We start from the raw sequence: 17,433 nt of genomic DNA on the forward strand, positions 1-17,433 counted from the left end.
AATTTCTTAAACCTTAATCAGCGCATGGGGCCCCTGGTGCCGATGGCAAAGTGGGCGTGTTTCCATCACGGTGCTCCATGCCAGGTGCCGAGCCTTTTCTTGAGACTGCGATGGACCAGAACAGCCGGCAGCTCAATCATGAGATGTCCGAAAGCTCTCCATCGGCTCAACGCCTGCGGAAGATTGCAGCCATCGATGTCGGCACGAATTCCACCCACATGCTGGTGGCATCAGTGGATGCCTCACTGAGGACGTTCAGCATTGAACTGGCGGAGAAATCAACCACCCGGTTGGGTGAGAAGGATCCGGACACAGGCCAGCTGACGCCTGAAGCGATGGATCGAGGACTTGAAAGTCTTCGTCGCTTCAAGGAACTGGCGATCAGCCACCAGGTGGAACAGATCGTGATCGCTGCCACCAGTGCTGTTCGTGAAGCTCCCAATGGTCGGGATTTCCTGCAAACGGTGCAGGATCAGCTTGGGCTTGATGTGGATCTGGTGAGCGGTCCCGAGGAGGCTCGCCTGATCTATCTCGGGGTTCTGTCCGGGATGCCCTTTGGCGATCGTCCCCATCTCGTGCTGGACATCGGCGGTGGATCCACTGAGTTGATCCTGGCGGATGGTCGTGATGCGCGTGCTCTGACCAGCACCCGGGTGGGTGCGGTGCGTTTGCAGAGAGATTTCGTGAAAGATGATCCGATTCCGCCGAACCGGCGATCGTTCCTTCAGGCATTCATTCAGGGATCACTCGAGCCAGCCGTCGATAAGGTTCACAGACGGATCAAACCGGGTGAGAAGCCCGTTCTGGTTGCTACCAGCGGTACAGCTATGGCCATTGGTGCTCTGGCAGCCACTGAGGACGATCGGCCGCCGCTGAAGCTGCATGGATACAAGGTCTCCAAGCAGCGCTTGGATCGCGTTGTGGAGCGGTTAGTGGTGATGACTCCTGCGCAACGCCGAGACTTGGCGCCGATCAACGACAGACGGGCGGAGATCATTGTTCCTGGTGCTTTGATTCTTCAAACCACCATGCAGATGCTGGATGTTGGAGAGCTGGTTCTCAGTGAAAGGGCACTGAGAGAAGGCTTGATTGTGGACTGGATGCTGCGCCACGGACTACTGGAGGATCGCTTCAGCTTCCAGAGCAGCATCCGTCAGCGCACGGTGATGCATCAGGCCCAGCGATTCGCAGTGAACCGTGTCCGTGCTGAACGGGTTGCCACTCATGCTCTCAGTCTTTACGACAGCACCAGGGGGCGACTGCATCAAGACGATGGCTCAGGTCGTGATCTGCTGTGGGCTGCCTCCTTGCTTCATGCCTGTGGCCAGCACATCAATCTCAGCGCGTATCACAAGCATTCTTGGTATCTGATTCGGCATGGAGAACTGCTCGGCTACTCAGAATCCGAGCATTTAATGATTGCTGCGATCGCTCGCTACCACCGCCGCAGCTTGCCGAAGAAACGGCATGAGGCCTGGCAGGCGCTGCAGACACGGCACAACCGCCGCACTGTTTCAGAGATGGCCCTCTTGCTTCGATTGGCCGCAGCCCTTGATCGGCGTCCAGACCCTGTCGTGGAGACTCTTGAGGTGGAAATTACAGCTAGCTCAATCATCCTGAAGCTGGTTCCTGAACGTCTCAATCAGAATCTCAGCCTTGAACAATGGAGCTTGGAAAGTTGTGAGGACATTGTCAGGGAGGTCACCGGACTCAACCTGAAGGTCAGGGTTCAAGATTGATCTTGTGCCAGCGAACATCGCTGATGTCGCCGAGTGGTTGAGGGGGCTTGTCTCCATCGCTGAATAGAACGAGATCTGGGCGTCCTGCATAAATCTCGTCCCCGGGATTGACAGTCAATCTCTTCTCCTTATCGAGCATTCCCTTGTAGATCGTCTCGCGCTCGGCGTTTCGGACCTCCAGCCAGCTGGGTTCTCGACTTGTGATGGTGATAGCGGAAGGCTTGGATCCGAGGTCCTCAGACATTTGCCTCTCAGTGGGCACAACTTGCTCAGATTCAATTAGCGGAACTGGACGTGAGGTTGCCTCGGTCGCAAGGGTCGGGGGGGGAGTTTGTTGCTGCTTGGTGAATGCAAAAGCACTGACGACACCGATCCCGGCCAGTACGGCAATGGTGGCCGTGGTCTTCCAGAAGGCTGAGATGTTGGTCAACCTGGAAGGTGATGTCGATGGAGATGGTTGAGAGGTTGACCGTTGAGGTTTCAGAGACCCCATCTTTTGTGAAGCTGCATCTCTTTCTGTGAGTGCGATTGACAGTTCACGAATGAGAGGGTCTGAATCAATCTGTAGCTTTGCTGCGACACGCCGAGTCATGGCTTTGATGAAAACCGGTTCTGGTAATCGGTCTCTGTCCCCATTCTCCAGTGCGTCCAGCTGCTCATGACCCATGTGCAGGGAATCAGCCAGTTCCACCGCACTGAGTCCAGCATTTTGCCTTGCTGTCATCAGGCATTTGCCGACATTCTTCAAACCTGATTCTGTTTGATCAGTTGACTCGTCGGAGTGCATTGGTCTCCTGATCTATGACGTCGTCGGATAATAATGCTTGCCTGTGATTTTATACGTAAAATTACTTACTATCGACTCTAAGAAAAAATTAAGATTTTGATGAATCATGGGCGATACTGGATTCGAACCAGTGACCCCTTCCGTGTGAAGGAAGTGCGCTACCACTGTGCTAATCGCCCGCACAACCTAATCTTAAACCACCAACTGCGACTCAGTCTCCGCCGCGCGGTCTGAACAGGTGGTCGTGCTCGGGGGAATAGAGACGCGACCGCTCGGAACCGTTTCGTTCCCGAAGTGCAGGGCTGATCACATACAGCGTGGTGCGGATCAGCTTTCTTGCCCTTGTTGCATCGGCCATCGCCTTAAGCGGCACCACATCGATTGACTGATCGGGCCAGCTCACCCTGTAGCCGATCGCGACAGGTGTGTCAGCTGGGTAATGCTGGAGAAGCGTGGACTGAACCTCATCAACATGACGCGCACTGAGATATAGGCAAAGCGAAGCTTGCAATCTGGCGAGATGATCCAGCTGTTCTCGCTCAGGAACCCCTGTGCGGCCGCCGGTGCGACCAAGCACGATCGTCTGTACCACGCCGGGAATGGTCAGCTCCGCATTGATGGCCGCAGCGGTGGCTTGATAGGCGCTGATCCCAGGCACAACCTCGACTGTGATACCAGCATCGGCAAGTGCGCAGATTTGTTCGTTCAGTGCGCTGTAGAGGCAGGGATCGCCGTCATGTAGGCGGACAACACGCGAGCCCTGGCTCGATCGATCGATCATCAGGGGGATGACCTGCTCGAGCGTGAGTGTGCTGGTACGAATTCGTTCGCAATGGTCTGATGCCAAGGCGGCAATCTCGGGTGACACAAGGGAATCGGTCCAGATCAGTACATCCGCCGATTGAATTCTCTGTTCGGCTCTGCGGGTGAGCAGGTCGGGAGCGCCGGGCCCGGCTCCAACGATGGAGATGGTTGTCATGAAGGGTCGACCCGGCGGAGACCTGGATCAGGTAGAGATGCGCGGCGTCCATAGAGCCAAAACAGCCCAGCCGAGGCGACGGCCATCAGCGCGAGGCTCATTAACTGGGCGATCCGCAGGCCCCCTTCGCAAAAAGGTGGTTGCCCCCCAAGGCAGAGGGGATCGATGCGCAGGCCCTCAATCCAGATCCGTCCGAGGCTGTATCCGAGGAGATAGAAGCAGCTCAAGGCGCCAGATGGCAACTGAATTCGGCCTCGCTGCCCAAGTCTGAACAAAACAATGAGCCCAAAAAAAAGAGCCAGATTCCAGAGAGATTCGTAGAGGAATGTGGGGTGAAAGAACTCCGAATCCGCGAAAACTCTCGGCCGGTTGGCAAAAGGAACCAAGAGTTTCCAGGGAAGATCCGTAGGAACTCCAAAAGCCTCTGAGTTAAAAAAGTTGCCCCATCGACCGATGGCTTGCCCGAGAATCACAGAGGGCACCAACACATCCAGAACATCCCAAAAGGGAACGCGTCGCCATCGGCAGAACACGATCACCGAGAGCGTTCCCGCGATCAAGGCTCCATGGATGGCAATCCCTCCCCGCCAGATGGCAAAAGCATCCCACCAAGAACTCTGATACGACCGCCACTCAAAGGTCACGTAGTACATCCGCGCTCCGACAACAGATGCGAGCACGAGAATGGGTAAGAGGTCACTGATTAATGATCCATCAAGACCACGTTGACGGGCCAGCCAGCTGGAGAGATTCAGGCCAATCAGCACGGCTAGTGCAATGAGAAGGCCATACCAGCGAAGAACGAAAGGCCCGAGCTGAAAGAGCTCGGGCCCAGGGGAGGTGAAGACGGCAGAAACCAACACCGAATTCAAAAGCCCTCCGCAGCCTGCACTTTTTCAAACTGCTTTTTCTTCAGCACCAGCATGATCTGGGCTAGGGCCACGGCTGCGAAGAAGGCCAGCAGGCCATAGATCCTCACAGGGTTCTGGAGAACCACTTCGGTATCGAGCTGACCAAAGCCACCCACATTGGGATCATTGGTGATTGGAGCACCCGCTTCAACGGCATCGCCGACGGACACGATCAATGCCGGTCCAACAGGAATGGTTTCAGACAGCTCACTGCCATCTGCTGAAGCGATGGTCACCACGCTCGCTCCGTTTTCACCCGCTTCGATGGAACTCACGGTTCCGGTGGACGGCGCTGTGAATACGGTGTTGTTGCTCTTTTCACCCGTGGGGTACACCTGGCCACGGCCACGGTTGCCCCCCACGTGAATGGAGTATTTGCCGAAATGGATGTTGCTGTCAGTGGCAGGATCTGGTGACAGAACTGGGAAGACGATCTCCTGGTGCTGATCACCGGGGATCGGACCGACAAGGATCACATTGGGCTGATCGTCGCTGTATTCACTGAAGTAGACGCCTTCGGTTTCTTCCTTGATGTCATCCGTCCAGCGGTCTTGCGGTGCCAGGGTGAAACCATCGGGAAGCATCACCACGGCGCCGACTTGGAGGGGCACTTCACTGCCGTCGGCACCGATCTCGGGAACGGCTGTGTCATAAGGAATCTTCACGACAGCTTTGAACACGCTGTCGGGCAAGACCGCCTGGGGTACCTCGGCTTGGGTGAGTTTCTGGGCAAGATGGCAGTTGGCGCAAACGATCTTTCCAGTGGCTTCCCTTGGAGAGTCGTAATTCTGCTGGGCCCAGAAGGGGTAGGCCCAACTGGCGTTGGGGGCGGTCAGCACGGTGATGCCCACGATCAGGGCGGCGAATAAAGGCGAAAGGAGGCGACGCATTGGTGGCTGGAAACGGAAAGGGGCGAAGAAAGCGAGAGTGATCAGGCCCACCAGGGCTTGTCGCCCGTGCGGAAATCGGTGTCAGTCCATTGGCTCACGAACACGTTGTCGTTTTCGACGCTCACATTGGCCAGGGCGAGCGACAGGGGTGCGGGACCTCTCACGACTTTGCCTGTGGCGTCGTACTGGCTGCCGTGGCAGGGACACATGAATTTGTTCGCTCCACCGTTCCAGGGCACAACACAGCCAAGGTGTGTACAGATGGCGTTGATGCCGTAACTGCCGATGGCGTCGTCGCCTTCCACAATCAGGTAGGTGGGATCACCCTTCAGGCCCTGGACGAGGCTTCGGTCTCCGGCTGGGTGCGAGCTCAACCAACCGCTGGCAGTGACTGCGTTTCCGAGTTCATCCTTAGCGCTGGTACCGCCACCGCCGCCTGCCGCGCGGGGAGGGATGAAATAGTTCACCACCGGGTAGAGAGCGCCAAGCGCGACACCAGTGACCGACCCGAAGGTCAGCAGATTCATGAACTGCCTGCGCCCCATTCCGGGCACATCACCTGCTGGCATTTGGGTCATGACGGACTGTCAATTGGCACGGGTTGGCGATCATTATGGACGCATTGGGTCCTGTCAGTCTTTGCGGCGACTGGGATTTTCATCGATGTTCAAGGACGACTCCGTGATTCCCCAGGCTGCTTCGCCGATACCTGCCGCACCGCTCAGTGCTGAAGAGGTCATTGCCCTATTTCGGTCCCGCTGGCAGGCCAGTTACGACATGCAGATCGTGACCCGTCGTCATCGCTTGTACGTGCAGGTGATGTGGGCTTATCTCGAACAGCAATCCTTTCCCCTGACTGAGGACGCTTATCGACAGCACCTGTCCGAGGTTCTTGAAGTAGTTAACAGGCTTGGGGAAGCTGGAGCCGTACGGGACTGGCTGCAGACAACAAAAGATCGCCCCCGGCTTGGCAAAGCCCTCAGCCTGCAGTTGCCGGGGGAGGGTCGACTGGAGGAGTTTCTGCTTTGAAGCGCTGCACAACCGCCACCAGCAAGACACCGATGAGGAACAGCGCTGTGATCGCTCCTCCCAAGAGCAGCATGGTGATCGGGTCTGTGGAGGGTGTCAGCACAGCACCGGCCAGGGCAGAGGTGAGCACGACCCAACGCCAGGCCGATAACATTCGGCGCCAATTCACCAAGCCAAAGGCGCCAAGCAGCAGTTGGAGGACCGGCAACTGAAAGGCCAGTCCTGTCGACAGCATCAAAAGCAGCACGAAATCGAGGTAGCGCTCGATTGACCAGATCGGTTCCACCACGTCGGCTCCATAGCTCACTAGAAAACTGAGAGCTGCAGGCACAAGAGCCCACCAGGCAAATGCAAGTCCGGCCATGAACAAAACCGCCGACCCGGCAACCGCGGGGGCAATCAGGCGACGTTCGTTGCGCGTGAGTCCAGGGAGAACGAAGGCCAGTCCCTGATACAACACGTAAGGAAGCGCCAGGGTGAGCCCGGCATAGCCAGCCACCTTGAACGACACGAACAGGAACTCCCCAGGAGCGAGTTGGAGAAAGCGGATCGATCCTGCGGGTTCCTCTAGTAGTCGGACCAACGGTCTTACGGCCAGCAGGCAGGCAAGAGCGCTGACTGCAACAGCGAGAAGACTGCGCAGCACCCTCTGCCGGAGCTCCTCAAGATGGTCCACCAGTGGCATCTCAACGTCATTCATCGCGTCGCCCCTTGCCGTCACCTTGATCGGCGGTGGCGGTGGAAGAACGGTGGATTCGTTGGGGTCGGAGGGCTTCAGATTATGAATCTGTTCAAGCTTCAGGCTAGGAGTTCTCTTCCCTCAAGTTGGCGTCTAGCCCGGTCAGGCTCCGCCCAGAGCAGTTCTCCATTGCGATGACGCACGGTTCCAGGGAGTGCTCCGGGAATGCGCTGAAGGGCATCGACCGCTGCCATCACCACAGGGACGGTGCGATTGCCGCGGGCACGACTGAACCATGCAGCCAGATCTGCAGCTTGTTGAATCGCTTCCTCGGAAGCCGGCGCCATCGAGGCTTTCAACACCACATGGCTACCTGGACATTCCTGTGCGTGGAACCAGAGATCGCCGGCTCGGGCTTGACGGAAGCTGATCCATTCGTTCTGGCGGTGATTGCGGCCCACCTGGATCTGCAGACCATCACTGGTGTTGACCTCAAGAGGCTGAGGCTGCCCCGTCGGTGAACCGCTACGTCGACGTCGCTGCCTCGGTGCCATCAACTCTTCCAGCTCTTGATGGAGATCTTTCAGCTGAAGAGTGCGCTCATCGGGGTTGTCCCAGTCAGCACGGGTGAGATCCTCCAAGAAGCTTTCACTTCCTTCGATCAGCATCAGTCGCTGGTCGTGATGTCGGAGGCGCTCTTCGATCAGGGGAACCGCGCGTCGCAGGCGCCGGGCCTGGTGATAAAGCTTTTGCGCGCGGGTGATCGTGTCGCGGTCTGGAGCTGGTTGACACAACAGCTGGTCCGCTTGCGATTGAAGGGCCGCGGCACCAGCCGTGTCCTGCAGCCGTTGTTTCTGTTCGTCGCGTTGGGCCTGTTCCCGCTCGCGGCATTGTTGGAGTCGCTGTTGCAGGTTGCCGATCTCCCGCGACAGTCGGCGCTTGGTCACATGGTCTTGGTAGTAGCAACCCAGCCTGAGGCTGAGCACGCCCTGATCTCCGCTCGCAACGGGTGGTTCGTTCCACACGCGGAAGCCGCTCTCCACCAGCTGCAGAGAAAACGTTTCTTCGTTGAGATGGCGCAGCCAGCAGCACCAGCGCTCATGGAGGCGTTGCCATTGGGATTCGTGAATGTCGCTGACAAGTTGTTCTTTCAAGGGCTGCCCATGGCTGTCGAGCGACCCGGGGAAGGTGGTGAGCTGGGTCGCTAACGCTGGGCTAATTCCCTGATAGGTCTCGCGAAGTGCTTTTCCGAGAGGAATCGGAAGCAGGGAGAGGCGTCGCTGCCACTGAGCAAAAGGCTCATCACGGCTTGGTGGTAAACCCTGAAGCGGTGGTGGTGGGGTATAGAGATCACCAGTGCTGAGTGGGCGGATCCTGGACTGGTGTTGCCGTACCTGACGGCCGATTGCGGTGATGCGTTTTTGTTCGTCGAGGAGCAACAGGTTGCTGTGGCGTCCCATCAGTTCAAGAACCAACGTTCGTACGGGGGGGCTGCCCGGGCGAGGCGCCAGATGAAAGAACACAACACGTTCGAAGTCGTGCTGTTCGAGCTCCACTAGAGCCAATTGCCGTAGGCCGTGCTGAATCTGCTGGGCCAGGGTGCTCCCTCCGCCATGACGCCGTGGGGCGTTGATCTGCACCAGCCTTGGGGCTTCTGCCTGCCAGCTGAGCTCGAGCCACACCATGCCTTGCAGGGTTCGAAATCCGAGCTGGAGCGCGTGGGCATCAGGTTGCTGCGCCTTCTCGAATCGGCTCGGCAACACCCGGTCGCGCAGATCTTTCAGCACCGCTTTCAGAGCGGTCAGGTCCATCACCTGGAGCGTGCTGGTGGCCATCCGCGCGTGCTGTTCCGGTGAGGTAGGTGCCTTCCTACCCTGCAGCCTGACTGCAGACAAGCCATGGCATCGTCACAAGCCACTGCCCGGCTCGCGTTGCTCACCGGACCAAGCGGAGTCGGTAAAGGCACGTTGGTCGCCCGCTTGCAGGAGCGCCATCCCAGCCTGTGGCTGTCGGTGTCGGCCACCACACGGGCTCCCCGGGCGGGTGAGCTGGAAGGTGTTCACTACTTCTTCAAAACACGTCGAGACTTCGATGCTCTCGTCAGCAGCAACGGGTTATTGGAGTGGGCTGAATTTGCCGGTCATTGCTACGGCACTCCACGTCAGCCTGTGGAGGAACGCTTGGGCGCAGGGACTCCCGTTCTTCTGGAGATTGAACTGGAGGGCGCCCGCCAGGTCAGGAAGAGTCTTCCCGAAGCCCTGCAGATCTTTCTGGCGCCACCGAGCTTCGAGGAACTCGAACGTCGCATCAAGGGGCGCGCCACTGAGTCAGCCGATGCGATTCAACGTCGGTTGGATAGAGCGCGCACCGAACTGGATGCTCAGTCTGAATTTGACGCCATTGTTGTGAATGACGATCTCGATACAGCACTCTCTGAGCTTGAAAACTTAATGGGTCTTGCGGTCTGAAGCGGGTTGAGCTTGCTCAATAAAAAAGAGGGCTGATGCCCTCTAGTCATTCATTAATGAAAAAGATCAGGCGAGTGGGTGAAACAGGAGGTCAGGAAAAAATCGATTCCACTCGATCAGAATACCGGCGGTGAGAGTGAACCAAATGGCTGCTACGACAGGAGCAGTGGTGAGGAATTTCTGCATCGATCAAAAAATTTAGAAATTGTGGGAATCGAATGAGATCAGCGGGGAGACACCGTGATCTTGTCATCGCTTTCGAGCATTTTTCCGCTCGTGAATTCACCAAAGGCTGCAATGGGCCATGTGGCAGCAGCGATGCAGGACTTCAGTGCCAAGGGGAGATCGATCTGAATCTCTTTTGTGTACTGCTCCTTGGTTCCGCGGGTGGCTTTCAGATATTCACGGCCAGCCCAGCCGATGCAGCCGGCGATGTACAGGAACATCAGGCCAGGGAAGACAAAATCACCAGCATGGTCCCAACGGCCATCAACGATGAGGTGGGGCAGGCCGTCCTCACCACACACGGCTTGGCTGTACATCTCAAAACGGGCTTTGGCCTGAGGCGTGGTGGCAGCACTGGCCCGCTGCTGGAAACGGGCGCTTTCGGAGCAGGGGGTCAGGCCAGCAACATCAGCCTTGGCGACTGGTGCAAAGCCGAACACCAGCAGGGCCGAGAGCGCAAGAGCGAAAAAACGACGCATCGGAACGGTTCCTGTTATGCCTGCCCCGGAGCGGCAGGATGTCACATGGTGACAGTAGTGGAGGCTTTCTGCCTGAATGCCCAAGGTGCTTGCGCTCGAAACAAGTTGTGACGAGTCGGCTGCTGCTGTTGTGGAGCAGCGTGCCGATCGACTGATGGTTCTGTCCCACCGCATTGCCTCCCAGGTCGAGGAGCATGCCCAGTGGGGAGGTGTTGTCCCAGAAATTGCCTCGAGACGGCACGTGGAGGCTTTGCCGCACCTCATCGGCGCGGTGCTGGACGACGCAGGTCAAGTGGTGGCTGACATGGATGCCGTTGCTGCAACCGTGACACCGGGGCTGGTGGGGGCCTTGATGGTGGGTTCGGTGACAGGGCGTACCCTCGGTGCCCTTCATGGCAAGCCCTTCATGGGCGTGCACCACCTGGAAGCGCACCTTGCCTCAGTGCGTCTGGCTTCATCGCCTCCCGAGCCTCCCTACCTAGTGCTCTTGGTCAGTGGAGGACATACCGAGCTGATTCTGGTGGGGATCGACGGCGGACTGCAGCGTCTTGGGCGCAGCCATGACGATGCGGCTGGAGAAGCTTTCGACAAAGTGGCTCGTTTGCTAGGGCTCGCCTACCCAGGTGGACCTGCCATCCAGATGGCCGCCAGGGAGGGCGATCCCAAGCGGTTTTCGCTCCCCAAGGGACGCGTGTCCCGTCCGGAGGGTGGGTTTTATCCCTATGACTTCTCGTTCAGCGGTCTCAAGACCGCCATGCTTCGGCAGGTGGAGAGCCTGAGAGCCCAAAGTGATGCGCTTCCCCTTGAGGATCTCGCTGCAAGCTTTGAGCAGATTGTGGTGGATGTGCTGGTGGAGCGCAGCCTGCGGTGCTGTCTTGATCGGGGCCTGTCCACACTCGTGATGGTGGGCGGGGTGGCTGCGAATGTCAGATTGCGTGAGCAAATGGAACGGCGTGGCCGCGAGCACGGGGTTTGCGTTCATCTCGCGCCTCTCGAGTTTTGTACCGACAACGCTGCAATGGTTGGTGCCGCTGCACTCGGTCGGTTCCAATCAGGATGGGGGGCCAGTTCCATCAGGCTTGGGGTCTCGGCCCGATGGCCCTTGGAGCGCGGAGGAGATCTTTTCACACAAGATCCACAGTTTTAAGAAATTCGGGAATAATGTTGGCCGAAGAGCTTTCTGGTGATGATGGTCGAATCTGAGTCCCAGCAACAGCAGCCATCACAGCCTGTTGATCCCGGTGAGCTCAATGAATGGCGTCGCGGGTTTACCCCTCAGGCTGAGATCTGGAATGGGCGTCTGGCCATGCTTGGCCTCTCGCTCGGCTTGATGATGCTCATTCTGGTGAGATTCTTCAGCACGGGAATGTCCGCCAGCTGAAGGTATCCAGCCTTCGCAGTTCAAGTGCTCCTTCCACGGATGGCTTGCGACAGTTCATTGGGTTTGAGGCTGACAGCAATTGCGTCCTGAGGGTCAACCCGTTCGGCTTTGACGAGTTCCAGGAGTGATTGGTTGCTGGTCACCATTCCATCGAAGCCGCTGCGTTCCATGATCTCCTCCACTTCATCGAGCGCGCCCCGCTGGATGTAGTCCTTGCAGGCCTCCGTGTTGATCAGGATGTCGTGATACGCAGCTCGTTTGCCATCGTTGGTTCGGATTAATCCCTGGGCAATCACGCCCAGTAGGGATTCAGAGAGCGAGCGACGAATGCTGTCTTGATCCTCAGGGGCGAAGAGTCCAAGGACGCGCTCAACGGTTTTCACCGCCGAATTGGTGTGGAGGGTTCCGAACACGAGGTGGCCCGTCTGGGATGCCTCCAGAGCCGTGCTCAGGGTTTCTCGGTCTCGGATCTCACCCACCAGGATCACGTCTGGATCCTCTCTGAGTGCCGCTCTCAGAGCGTTGTGGAACTGCAACGTGTGTAGTCCCACTTCCCGGTGCCTGATCAGGGAGCGTTGACTCTGATGAACAAACTCCACAGGGTCCTCAATCGTGAGGATATGGCGTGTCTGATGGCGGTTAATCCAATCAATCATCGCCGCAAGGGTGGTGCTTTTCCCTGATCCAGTGGGACCGGTCACTAACACCAGTCCCTTCGGACGTGACGAGAGATCCCGCAGCACCTCGGGAAGTTTCAGATCCTCCAGCGTGAGGATGGTTTGAGGAATCAACCGCAGAACCATGGCGGGTCCCAGCAGTGAATCCAGCAGGTTGATCCGAACCCTGACAAATGGGAACGCATGGGAGCCGTCGAATTCCTTCGTCTGTTGAAAGAGATCAACTTGCTGGGGCGTGAGGATTTCCCTAAGCCAGCGATGAAAGGTGCTCGGATCTGTGACCGGCCACTCTGTTTGCAGCATCTCTCCGCGGGCGCGGAAACGTGGGACCTCCCCCACGCCGAGGTGCACGTCGGAGTGCCCCTTGTCATGGGCCATCCGCACGATGTCCTCAAGGCTTGGTAATCCTTTGGGTGCCGGGGTTGGTGAAGGTGTCAGCGCAGCTGGCGTGGAGGAAGCGTGGCTATGGGCGGGTACCGCAACAGGTTGGGACGCAAAACCCGGGGGAAAGATCGGTTCCTTCATCGGCTTCTGCCACGTTCTTGCTTCAGCTTCGCCATTGCTGCTGCCGTGGCAAGTGAGGGTCGGCTGGGAGCTCGCTGAATCACGCTTAGGATCCCGCCATCGATCCTGCGTCTATGGCGGCCAAGCCTCGTGTCACCATCGTGCTGGGCACCCGGCCGGAAGCCATCAAACTGGCTCCGGTGATTCAGGAATTTCGAGCTTGCTCGGCACTGGAAACCCGCGTTGTACTCACCGGTCAGCACCGGGAGATGGTGACCCAGGTGATGGATCTGTTCCAGCTCACCGCCGATCAGGATCTCGACCTGATGGCTCCCCGTCAGACGCTGACGCACGTCACCTGTGCGGCATTGCAGGGGCTTCGCGACGATTTTCAAGCGTTTCCTCCGCAACTGGTGTTGGTGCAGGGAGACACCACCACGGCCTTTGCGGCGGCTCTTGCTGCGTTTTATGAGCAGATCCCTGTAGGTCATGTGGAGGCAGGTCTGCGCACCGACAACCTCCTGGATCCGTTCCCTGAAGAAGCCAATCGCAGGCTGATCTCCCAGGTGGCTCAGCTGCATTTCGCTCCGACGCAGCGTTCCCAGGCCAATCTCGAGGCCTCCGGGGTTGTGGGTCGAGCCATGGTCACCGGCAATACGGTGATCGATGCGCTGCTGCGCATGGCTGAGCGCGCCCCTGAGCTCACTGACCTGCCCATCGACTGGGCGAAGCAGCGCGTCATCCTTGCCACGGTGCACCGCCGCGAGAACTGGGGGGATCGCCTGCGCAGCATCGCTGAAGGAATGCTTGAGGTGCTGGAGTCCCATCCCGACACCACACTCCTGCTGCCGCTGCACCGGAATCCCACTGTGCGTGAGCCCCTTCAGGACCTGCTCGGTGACCATCCACGTGTGGTGCTCACCGAACCTCTCGACTACGACCGGTTGGTGGCGGCCATGAAAGGTTGCACTCTTCTGCTCACCGATTCCGGTGGCTTACAAGAGGAGGCTCCTGCTCTCGGTAAGCCTGTTCTTGTTCTCAGGCGCACGACCGAGCGTCCGGAGGCTGTGGATGCTGGAACAGCGAAGCTGGTAGGGACGGACAGCGCATCCATCGCTCAGGAAACAGCCCGTCTCCTTGATGACCCAGCGGCTTACGACCAGATGGCCCGTGCTGTCAATCCCTTTGGGGATGGTCTCGCCAGCGGGCGCATCCTCCAGGCCGCCCTTGATCTGCTGGTCACCTGACGCATCCTTCAGCAGGTGCGGCCAGTACCGCTGGTTCCTGCAACGTGCTCTCGTGGAGCCACTGCAGGCTGAAGTTCTGCGAACGCTGATCTTTGTGGGTTTGAACCCTTCTCGAGCCAGTCAGCATCGCGATGATCCAACGCTGCGTCGTCTCTCGGCGTTTGGTACGCGGTGGGGGTATCACCAGCTTGTGGTGATCAATTTGTTCGCGCGGATCTCTCCATCACCAGGTGCGCTGCGGCACTGCAGCGATCCGATCGGTGATAAGACCGATGCTGTTCTTCAGCACTGGATGGAGGATTGGGCTGACCATCCGTCCTGGGATCTCTGGCTGGGCTGGGGGAACCGAGGGACTCTGTTGCAGCGAGATCAGACGGTGGTGACCTGGCTTGCGCTCTGCCTTCGGCGTCGTAGGGCTGGGGCTGGCCCTTTGATCCTGGGAACCACGCGCAGCGGACAGCCGCGCCATCCCCTCTATGTTCCAGGGGATCGAGTTCCGACTCCCTGGGCCTGTACGGTTCGCTGATGTCCCGTCAACCACGCCGCTATCGCATTTCTCTCCACCTGTCGGGAGGTCAGACTGAGGTGGTGCACTTCCCAACGCTCGAGACCTTTCAGGAGTGGTACCAAGGCCTTGTGAACGGCGGCCAGGGTCAGGCATTCGTGAATGTCCCTCTGGGTGAGCTCGAGGGGGAATATCTGGTGATCCGCCCGGATGCGGTGATCGGACTGCGTGTGGAACCGCAATACGCTTCCATCGATGACGCCTGAGCGGCTGGGATTGCTCTGGGGCATCACGGTGTTCGCCGGTGCTGGAGCAAGGCTGCTGTCCGCTCTCTCCGGTCTTCCAGGCGTTGTTCTGCTGCTTCTCTCCGGACTGCTGATTGGTCGCTCCGGTTTGGGCTTGGTGGAGCCGCTGGACCTCGGCCAGGGGTTGGAAACCACGGTGGGTCTTCTGGTCAGCCTGGTGCTGTTTGACGGTGGCCTCAATCTTCGTCTTCCCGGTGACACCATCAAGGCGACGGTGCTGCGGATTTCTCTGATCCGCCTGCTGCTGTCTCTCGGGGCCGGGGTGCTGGCTGCACACTGGCTGGCGGGACTGGGCTGGTCGGTGGCTGCCGTCTACAGCGCGATTGTGTTGGGCACGGGGCCGACCGTGGTCACTCCGATCGTTCAGCAGATCCGTCTGGCCTCGCCGCTGGGGGATGTGCTGGAAGCTGAGGGTCTTGTGCTCGAACCGGTGGGGGCGGTGCTGGCTCTGTTGCTTCTGGAATTGCTGCTGGGGGATCTTCACGGCTGGCGTGAGCTGGCGATCGGGCTGATGTCCAGGCTTGGGGGTGGCGTGCTGATTGGTTTGGCCGTGGGCTGGTTGCTTTCGGAAGTGCTGCGGCGATTGCCTTCTGAGCATTCCGTGGGGCTGAGGCTTCAACTCACTCTGGGCGTGCTGTTTCTGATGTTTTCGATCACGGAATGGCTGCTTCCGGAGTCAGGACTTCCTGCTTCGGTGGCCGCAGGTGTGGTGGTGGGGCGTCGCCCGTCCACCCAGGCAGTCCAACTGGATGAGTTGATCAGGGAATTGGCCCGTCTTGCCATCACCATGCTCTTTCCATTGCTGGCGGCCGATGTGTCTTGGGCAGAGCTCAGTCCTCTCGGATGGGGCGGTATCAGCTGTGTGCTCGTGCTGATGCTTGTGGTTCGTCCTGCAGCCGTCAGTGTCGCCACAGTGGGTCTCCCCCTGAACTGGCGGCAACGTCTGTTCCTGGGATGGCTTGCTCCGCGGGGAATCGTGACGGCAGCTGTTGCTTCTTTGTTCGCGATCAGGCTCGAGCAGGCCGGTGTGCTCGGAGCAGGACGACTGCAAGGCCTGGTGTTTCTCACCATCCTGATGACTGTTGGTCTTCAGGGTCTCACCGCCCAGCCCCTCGCCAGGGTTCTCGGTCTGATCGATCTGACTCCCGACGCGTCCAAAGACGCTGCAATGCCTGTGGAACCGTCAGAGGCAGCGCCGTAATCGAGGGAGATCCTGACCGATCTTCGCTAGGAGAGACCAGGTGGTGAGGAGGTCTGGTCCCTGCAGTCGGCCCAGTAGGGCTGCCCTGAGGCTTTTCATCAAGACCCCTTTCTTCACTCCTGCGGTGGTGGCAGCGCTTTTCAGGATCTCCTGGGCTTGGTCAATGGAGTCGCCAGGCCAGGGTGCTTGATCCAGGGTGCTTAGAAGGGCCTGTAGACAGGGTTTTGCACCCTCTTGGGCGAGCTGTTTGAGGGCGTCCTCCTCCAGAGCAGGTTCCATGAAAAAGGGTCTGGCCTGATCCACACCATCGTTCAGGAGTGTCAGAGATGGCCCGAGCAGCTCCACCAAGGACAGTGCCCATCCATTGGAATCGGGGATCGTCCAGCCTTGATCGGCCCAGAGCGGTGAGAGCGCGTTTAAAAGCCTGGACGGCTCCCAGCCGTGGAGAACCTGGGCATTCAGCCAGTTCAATTTGTCCCAGTCGAACTTGGCGCCGGCTTTGTTGACGCGATCGAAATCGAAGACCTTGGCGGCTGCGTCGAGCGTGAAGATCTCATTCATGCCCTCAGGAACCGACCAGCCCAGCAGGGTCATGTAGTTCGCAAGTGCTTCCGGGGTATAACCCATCTCACGGAAGTCGTTGATGGAGGTGACCCCATCGCGTTTCGACAGCTTGCGCCCCTCGGGATTGAGGATCAGGGGTGCATGGGCGAATGCCGGGATCTGCAAGGACAGCGCTTCGTAGAGAAGCAGCTGTTTGGCGGTATTGGCAATGTGATCTTCCCCTCGGATGACATGACTGATGGCCATCGAGGCGTCGTCAACCACGACCACCAGGTTGTAAAGCGGATCTCCGATCCGATCGGCAGGAGCCCTTCTGGCCACCACCATGTCACCACCGAGGTCGGCACCACGCCAAAGCATCGGACCACGCACGAGATCATTCCAGCGAATGTCGCGATGTTCATCGATGCGGAAACGGATCACGGCTTCTCGCCCTTCGGCCTGGAAGGCTGCTTCCTGCTCCGGCGTGAGATTGCGATGCCGATTGTCGTATCGGGGGGCCTGGTTGCTCGCTTTCTGCTGGGCACGCATGACCTCCAGTTCCTCTTCGCTGGCGTAGCAGCGGTAGGCCAACCCTTGATCCAAAAGACTTTGAATCGCGTTGCGATGGTTTTCGGCTTGCTCGCTTTGGATCACCGGGTCGCCGTCCCAGTCAATGCCTAGCCATTGGAGGCCCTCGAGGATGTTCTGGGTGAATTCCGGCTTGGATCGTTCCTTGTCGGTGTCTTCTATGCGAAGCAAAAACCTGCCGTTCTTGTTCCGCGCGAATAACCAGTTAAAGACTGCGGTACGGGCCGTGCCGATGTGAAGCGTTCCCGTAGGGCTGGGAGCCAGACGTACGCGAACCATGCGAAGTCTCGAGT

20 protein-coding genes, 1 tRNA gene and 1 pseudogene are annotated in these 17,433 nt (G+C 58.7%); 9 read left to right on the forward strand and 13 right to left on the reverse strand.

Annotated elements, in window-relative coordinates; all coding sequences use genetic code 11:
- Window positions 1-77: 77 nt before the first annotated feature.
- The gene (locus tag ACLM45_RS13280; RefSeq protein ID WP_415409734.1) at window positions 78-1,739 is read left to right on the forward strand and encodes a Ppx/GppA phosphatase family protein; all 1,662 of its coding nucleotides are present in this window, start codon (window positions 78-80) and stop codon (window positions 1,737-1,739) included.
- Here the strand turns inward: ACLM45_RS13280 and ACLM45_RS13285 are convergent.
- From ACLM45_RS13285 to petC, 7 genes and pseudogenes are all read right to left on the reverse strand, one after another.
- The gene (locus ACLM45_RS13285) at window positions 1,723-1,983 is read right to left on the reverse strand and encodes a RodZ domain-containing protein (RefSeq protein ID WP_415411454.1); all 261 of its coding nucleotides are present in this window, start codon (window positions 1,981-1,983) and stop codon (window positions 1,723-1,725) included. The genes ACLM45_RS13280 and ACLM45_RS13285 overlap by 17 nt on opposite strands.
- Before the next feature lie 312 nt (window positions 1,984-2,295).
- Window positions 2,296-2,526, reverse strand: a pseudogene (locus ACLM45_RS13290) (helix-turn-helix domain-containing protein); the annotation flags it as partial.
- A 107-nt stretch (window positions 2,527-2,633) separates the two neighbouring features.
- Window positions 2,634-2,705, reverse strand: a tRNA-Val gene (locus ACLM45_RS13295).
- 32 nt (window positions 2,706-2,737) lie between these two features.
- On the reverse strand, window positions 2,738-3,505 hold the full coding sequence (gene cobM / locus ACLM45_RS13300; protein ID WP_415409735.1) for a precorrin-4 C(11)-methyltransferase: 768 nt from the start codon (window positions 3,503-3,505) through the stop codon (window positions 2,738-2,740).
- The gene (lgt, locus tag ACLM45_RS13305; RefSeq protein WP_415409737.1) at window positions 3,502-4,365 is read right to left on the reverse strand and encodes a prolipoprotein diacylglyceryl transferase; all 864 of its coding nucleotides are present in this window, start codon (window positions 4,363-4,365) and stop codon (window positions 3,502-3,504) included. Before lgt ends, cobM begins: the two co-directional genes overlap by 4 nt.
- Before the next feature lie 8 nt (window positions 4,366-4,373).
- A complete protein-coding gene (gene petA / locus ACLM45_RS13310; RefSeq protein WP_415409738.1) occupies window positions 4,374-5,306 on the reverse strand; it encodes a cytochrome f in 933 nt (310 codons plus the stop codon).
- A gap of 41 nt (window positions 5,307-5,347) precedes the next feature.
- Window positions 5,348-5,884 (reverse strand): cytochrome b6-f complex iron-sulfur subunit, encoded by a 537-nt coding sequence (petC, locus tag ACLM45_RS13315; RefSeq protein ID WP_006043524.1) that lies wholly within the window; start codon window positions 5,882-5,884, stop codon window positions 5,348-5,350.
- 85 nt (window positions 5,885-5,969) lie between these two features.
- Between petC and ACLM45_RS13320 the strand changes: the two genes are divergently transcribed.
- Entirely contained in the window at window positions 5,970-6,335 is a 366-nt protein-coding gene (locus ACLM45_RS13320; RefSeq protein ID WP_415409740.1) for a DUF3067 family protein, read from the forward strand.
- Here ACLM45_RS13320 and tatC read toward each other — a convergent pair.
- Window positions 6,286-7,035, reverse strand: a complete 750-nt coding sequence (gene tatC, locus ACLM45_RS13325) for a twin-arginine translocase subunit TatC (RefSeq protein WP_006043526.1) — start codon at window positions 7,033-7,035, stop codon at window positions 6,286-6,288. The two genes, ACLM45_RS13320 and tatC, sit on opposite strands and share 50 nt — an antisense overlap.
- A 98-nt stretch (window positions 7,036-7,133) precedes the next feature.
- Window positions 7,134-8,849, reverse strand: coding sequence for an Rqc2 family fibronectin-binding protein (locus ACLM45_RS13330; RefSeq protein ID WP_415409742.1), 1,716 nt, complete (start codon window positions 8,847-8,849; stop codon window positions 7,134-7,136).
- A 63-nt stretch (window positions 8,850-8,912) separates the two neighbouring features.
- On the opposite strand from ACLM45_RS13330, the gene gmk reads away from it, so the two are divergent.
- Complete coding sequence (gmk, locus tag ACLM45_RS13335; RefSeq protein ID WP_415409743.1) at window positions 8,913-9,482, forward strand: guanylate kinase; 570 nt, start codon at window positions 8,913-8,915, stop codon at window positions 9,480-9,482.
- Window positions 9,483-9,548: 66 nt separating this feature from the next.
- Here the strand turns inward: gmk and psaJ are convergent, their stop codons facing one another.
- Entirely contained in the window at window positions 9,549-9,668 is a 120-nt protein-coding gene (gene psaJ / locus ACLM45_RS13340; protein WP_006043529.1) for a photosystem I reaction center subunit IX, read from the reverse strand.
- Window positions 9,669-9,706: 38 nt separating this feature from the next.
- The gene (locus ACLM45_RS13345; protein ID WP_006043530.1) at window positions 9,707-10,186 is read right to left on the reverse strand and encodes a photosystem I reaction center subunit III (PsaF); all 480 of its coding nucleotides are present in this window, start codon (window positions 10,184-10,186) and stop codon (window positions 9,707-9,709) included.
- A 76-nt stretch (window positions 10,187-10,262) separates the two neighbouring features.
- On the opposite strand from ACLM45_RS13345, the gene tsaD reads away from it, so the two are divergent.
- Window positions 10,263-11,333 carry a tRNA (adenosine(37)-N6)-threonylcarbamoyltransferase complex transferase subunit TsaD gene (gene tsaD / locus ACLM45_RS13350; protein WP_415409744.1) on the forward strand — a complete coding sequence of 357 codons (1,071 nt, stop codon included), beginning with the start codon at window positions 10,263-10,265 and terminating at the stop codon, window positions 11,331-11,333.
- Window positions 11,334-11,372: 39 nt separating this feature from the next.
- Window positions 11,373-11,567, forward strand: coding sequence for a chlorophyll a/b-binding protein (locus ACLM45_RS13355; RefSeq protein WP_006043532.1), 195 nt, complete (start codon window positions 11,373-11,375; stop codon window positions 11,565-11,567).
- Window positions 11,568-11,587: 20 nt separating this feature from the next.
- Here the strand turns inward: ACLM45_RS13355 and ACLM45_RS13360 are convergent, their stop codons facing one another.
- Entirely contained in the window at window positions 11,588-12,769 is a 1,182-nt protein-coding gene (locus ACLM45_RS13360) for a type IV pilus twitching motility protein PilT (RefSeq protein WP_415409745.1), read from the reverse strand.
- Between the two features lie 113 nt (window positions 12,770-12,882).
- On the opposite strand from ACLM45_RS13360, the gene wecB reads away from it, so the two are divergent.
- From wecB to ACLM45_RS13380, 4 genes are read left to right on the forward strand one after another with little or no spacing between them, the layout of a single operon-like run.
- Window positions 12,883-13,995 (forward strand): non-hydrolyzing UDP-N-acetylglucosamine 2-epimerase, encoded by a 1,113-nt coding sequence (gene wecB, locus ACLM45_RS13365; RefSeq protein WP_415409746.1) that lies wholly within the window; start codon window positions 12,883-12,885, stop codon window positions 13,993-13,995.
- A 52-nt stretch (window positions 13,996-14,047) separates the two neighbouring features.
- The gene (locus ACLM45_RS13370) at window positions 14,048-14,521 is read left to right on the forward strand and encodes a DUF1643 domain-containing protein (protein ID WP_415409748.1); all 474 of its coding nucleotides are present in this window, start codon (window positions 14,048-14,050) and stop codon (window positions 14,519-14,521) included.
- On the forward strand, window positions 14,521-14,766 hold the full coding sequence (locus ACLM45_RS13375) for a hypothetical protein (protein WP_006043537.1): 246 nt from the start codon (window positions 14,521-14,523) through the stop codon (window positions 14,764-14,766). Before ACLM45_RS13370 ends, ACLM45_RS13375 begins: the two co-directional genes overlap by 1 nt.
- Window positions 14,756-16,006, forward strand: coding sequence for a cation:proton antiporter (locus ACLM45_RS13380; RefSeq protein WP_006043538.1), 1,251 nt, complete (start codon window positions 14,756-14,758; stop codon window positions 16,004-16,006). Before ACLM45_RS13375 ends, ACLM45_RS13380 begins: the two co-directional genes overlap by 11 nt.
- Here the strand turns inward: ACLM45_RS13380 and gltX are convergent.
- A complete protein-coding gene (gene gltX, locus ACLM45_RS13385; RefSeq protein ID WP_415409750.1) occupies window positions 15,989-17,419 on the reverse strand; it encodes a glutamate--tRNA ligase in 1,431 nt (476 codons plus the stop codon). The genes ACLM45_RS13380 and gltX overlap by 18 nt on opposite strands.
- Between the last annotated feature and the right edge of the window lie 14 nt (window positions 17,420-17,433).

The organism is Synechococcus sp. A10-1-5-9, from assembly GCF_047716785.1.
GTDB lineage: Bacteria > Cyanobacteriota > Cyanobacteriia > PCC-6307 > Cyanobiaceae > Synechococcus_C.

What these genes read in the sequence shown, in the direction of transcription:
- ACLM45_RS13280 (WP_415409734.1), top strand. Translation starts at nt 78, where the DNA reads ATGCCAGGTGCCGAGCCTTTTCTTGAGACTGCGATGGACCAGAACAGC.
- ACLM45_RS13285 (WP_415411454.1), bottom strand. Translation starts at nt 1,983, where the DNA reads ATGTCTGAGGACCTCGGATCCAAGCCTTCCGCTATCACCATCACAAGT.
- cobM (WP_415409735.1), bottom strand. Translation starts at nt 3,505, where the DNA reads ATGACAACCATCTCCATCGTTGGAGCCGGGCCCGGCGCTCCCGACCTG.
- petA (WP_415409738.1), bottom strand. Translation starts at nt 5,306, where the DNA reads ATGCGTCGCCTCCTTTCGCCTTTATTCGCCGCCCTGATCGTGGGCATC.
- petC (WP_006043524.1), bottom strand. Translation starts at nt 5,884, where the DNA reads ATGACCCAAATGCCAGCAGGTGATGTGCCCGGAATGGGGCGCAGGCAG.
- ACLM45_RS13320 (WP_415409740.1), top strand. Translation starts at nt 5,970, where the DNA reads ATGTTCAAGGACGACTCCGTGATTCCCCAGGCTGCTTCGCCGATACCT.
- tatC (WP_006043526.1), bottom strand. Translation starts at nt 7,035, where the DNA reads ATGAATGACGTTGAGATGCCACTGGTGGACCATCTTGAGGAGCTCCGG.
- ACLM45_RS13330 (WP_415409742.1), bottom strand. Translation starts at nt 8,849, where the DNA reads ATGGCCACCAGCACGCTCCAGGTGATGGACCTGACCGCTCTGAAAGCG.
- gmk (WP_415409743.1), top strand. Translation starts at nt 8,913, where the DNA reads ATGGCATCGTCACAAGCCACTGCCCGGCTCGCGTTGCTCACCGGACCA.
- psaJ (WP_006043529.1), bottom strand. Translation starts at nt 9,668, where the DNA reads ATGCAGAAATTCCTCACCACTGCTCCTGTCGTAGCAGCCATTTGGTTC.
- ACLM45_RS13345 (WP_006043530.1), bottom strand. Translation starts at nt 10,186, where the DNA reads ATGCGTCGTTTTTTCGCTCTTGCGCTCTCGGCCCTGCTGGTGTTCGGC.
- tsaD (WP_415409744.1), top strand. Translation starts at nt 10,263, where the DNA reads ATGCCCAAGGTGCTTGCGCTCGAAACAAGTTGTGACGAGTCGGCTGCT.
- ACLM45_RS13355 (WP_006043532.1), top strand. Translation starts at nt 11,373, where the DNA reads ATGATGGTCGAATCTGAGTCCCAGCAACAGCAGCCATCACAGCCTGTT.
- ACLM45_RS13360 (WP_415409745.1), bottom strand. Translation starts at nt 12,769, where the DNA reads ATGAAGGAACCGATCTTTCCCCCGGGTTTTGCGTCCCAACCTGTTGCG.
- wecB (WP_415409746.1), top strand. Translation starts at nt 12,883, where the DNA reads ATGGCGGCCAAGCCTCGTGTCACCATCGTGCTGGGCACCCGGCCGGAA.
- ACLM45_RS13375 (WP_006043537.1), top strand. Translation starts at nt 14,521, where the DNA reads ATGTCCCGTCAACCACGCCGCTATCGCATTTCTCTCCACCTGTCGGGA.
- ACLM45_RS13380 (WP_006043538.1), top strand. Translation starts at nt 14,756, where the DNA reads ATGACGCCTGAGCGGCTGGGATTGCTCTGGGGCATCACGGTGTTCGCC.
- gltX (WP_415409750.1), bottom strand. Translation starts at nt 17,419, where the DNA reads ATGGTTCGCGTACGTCTGGCTCCCAGCCCTACGGGAACGCTTCACATC.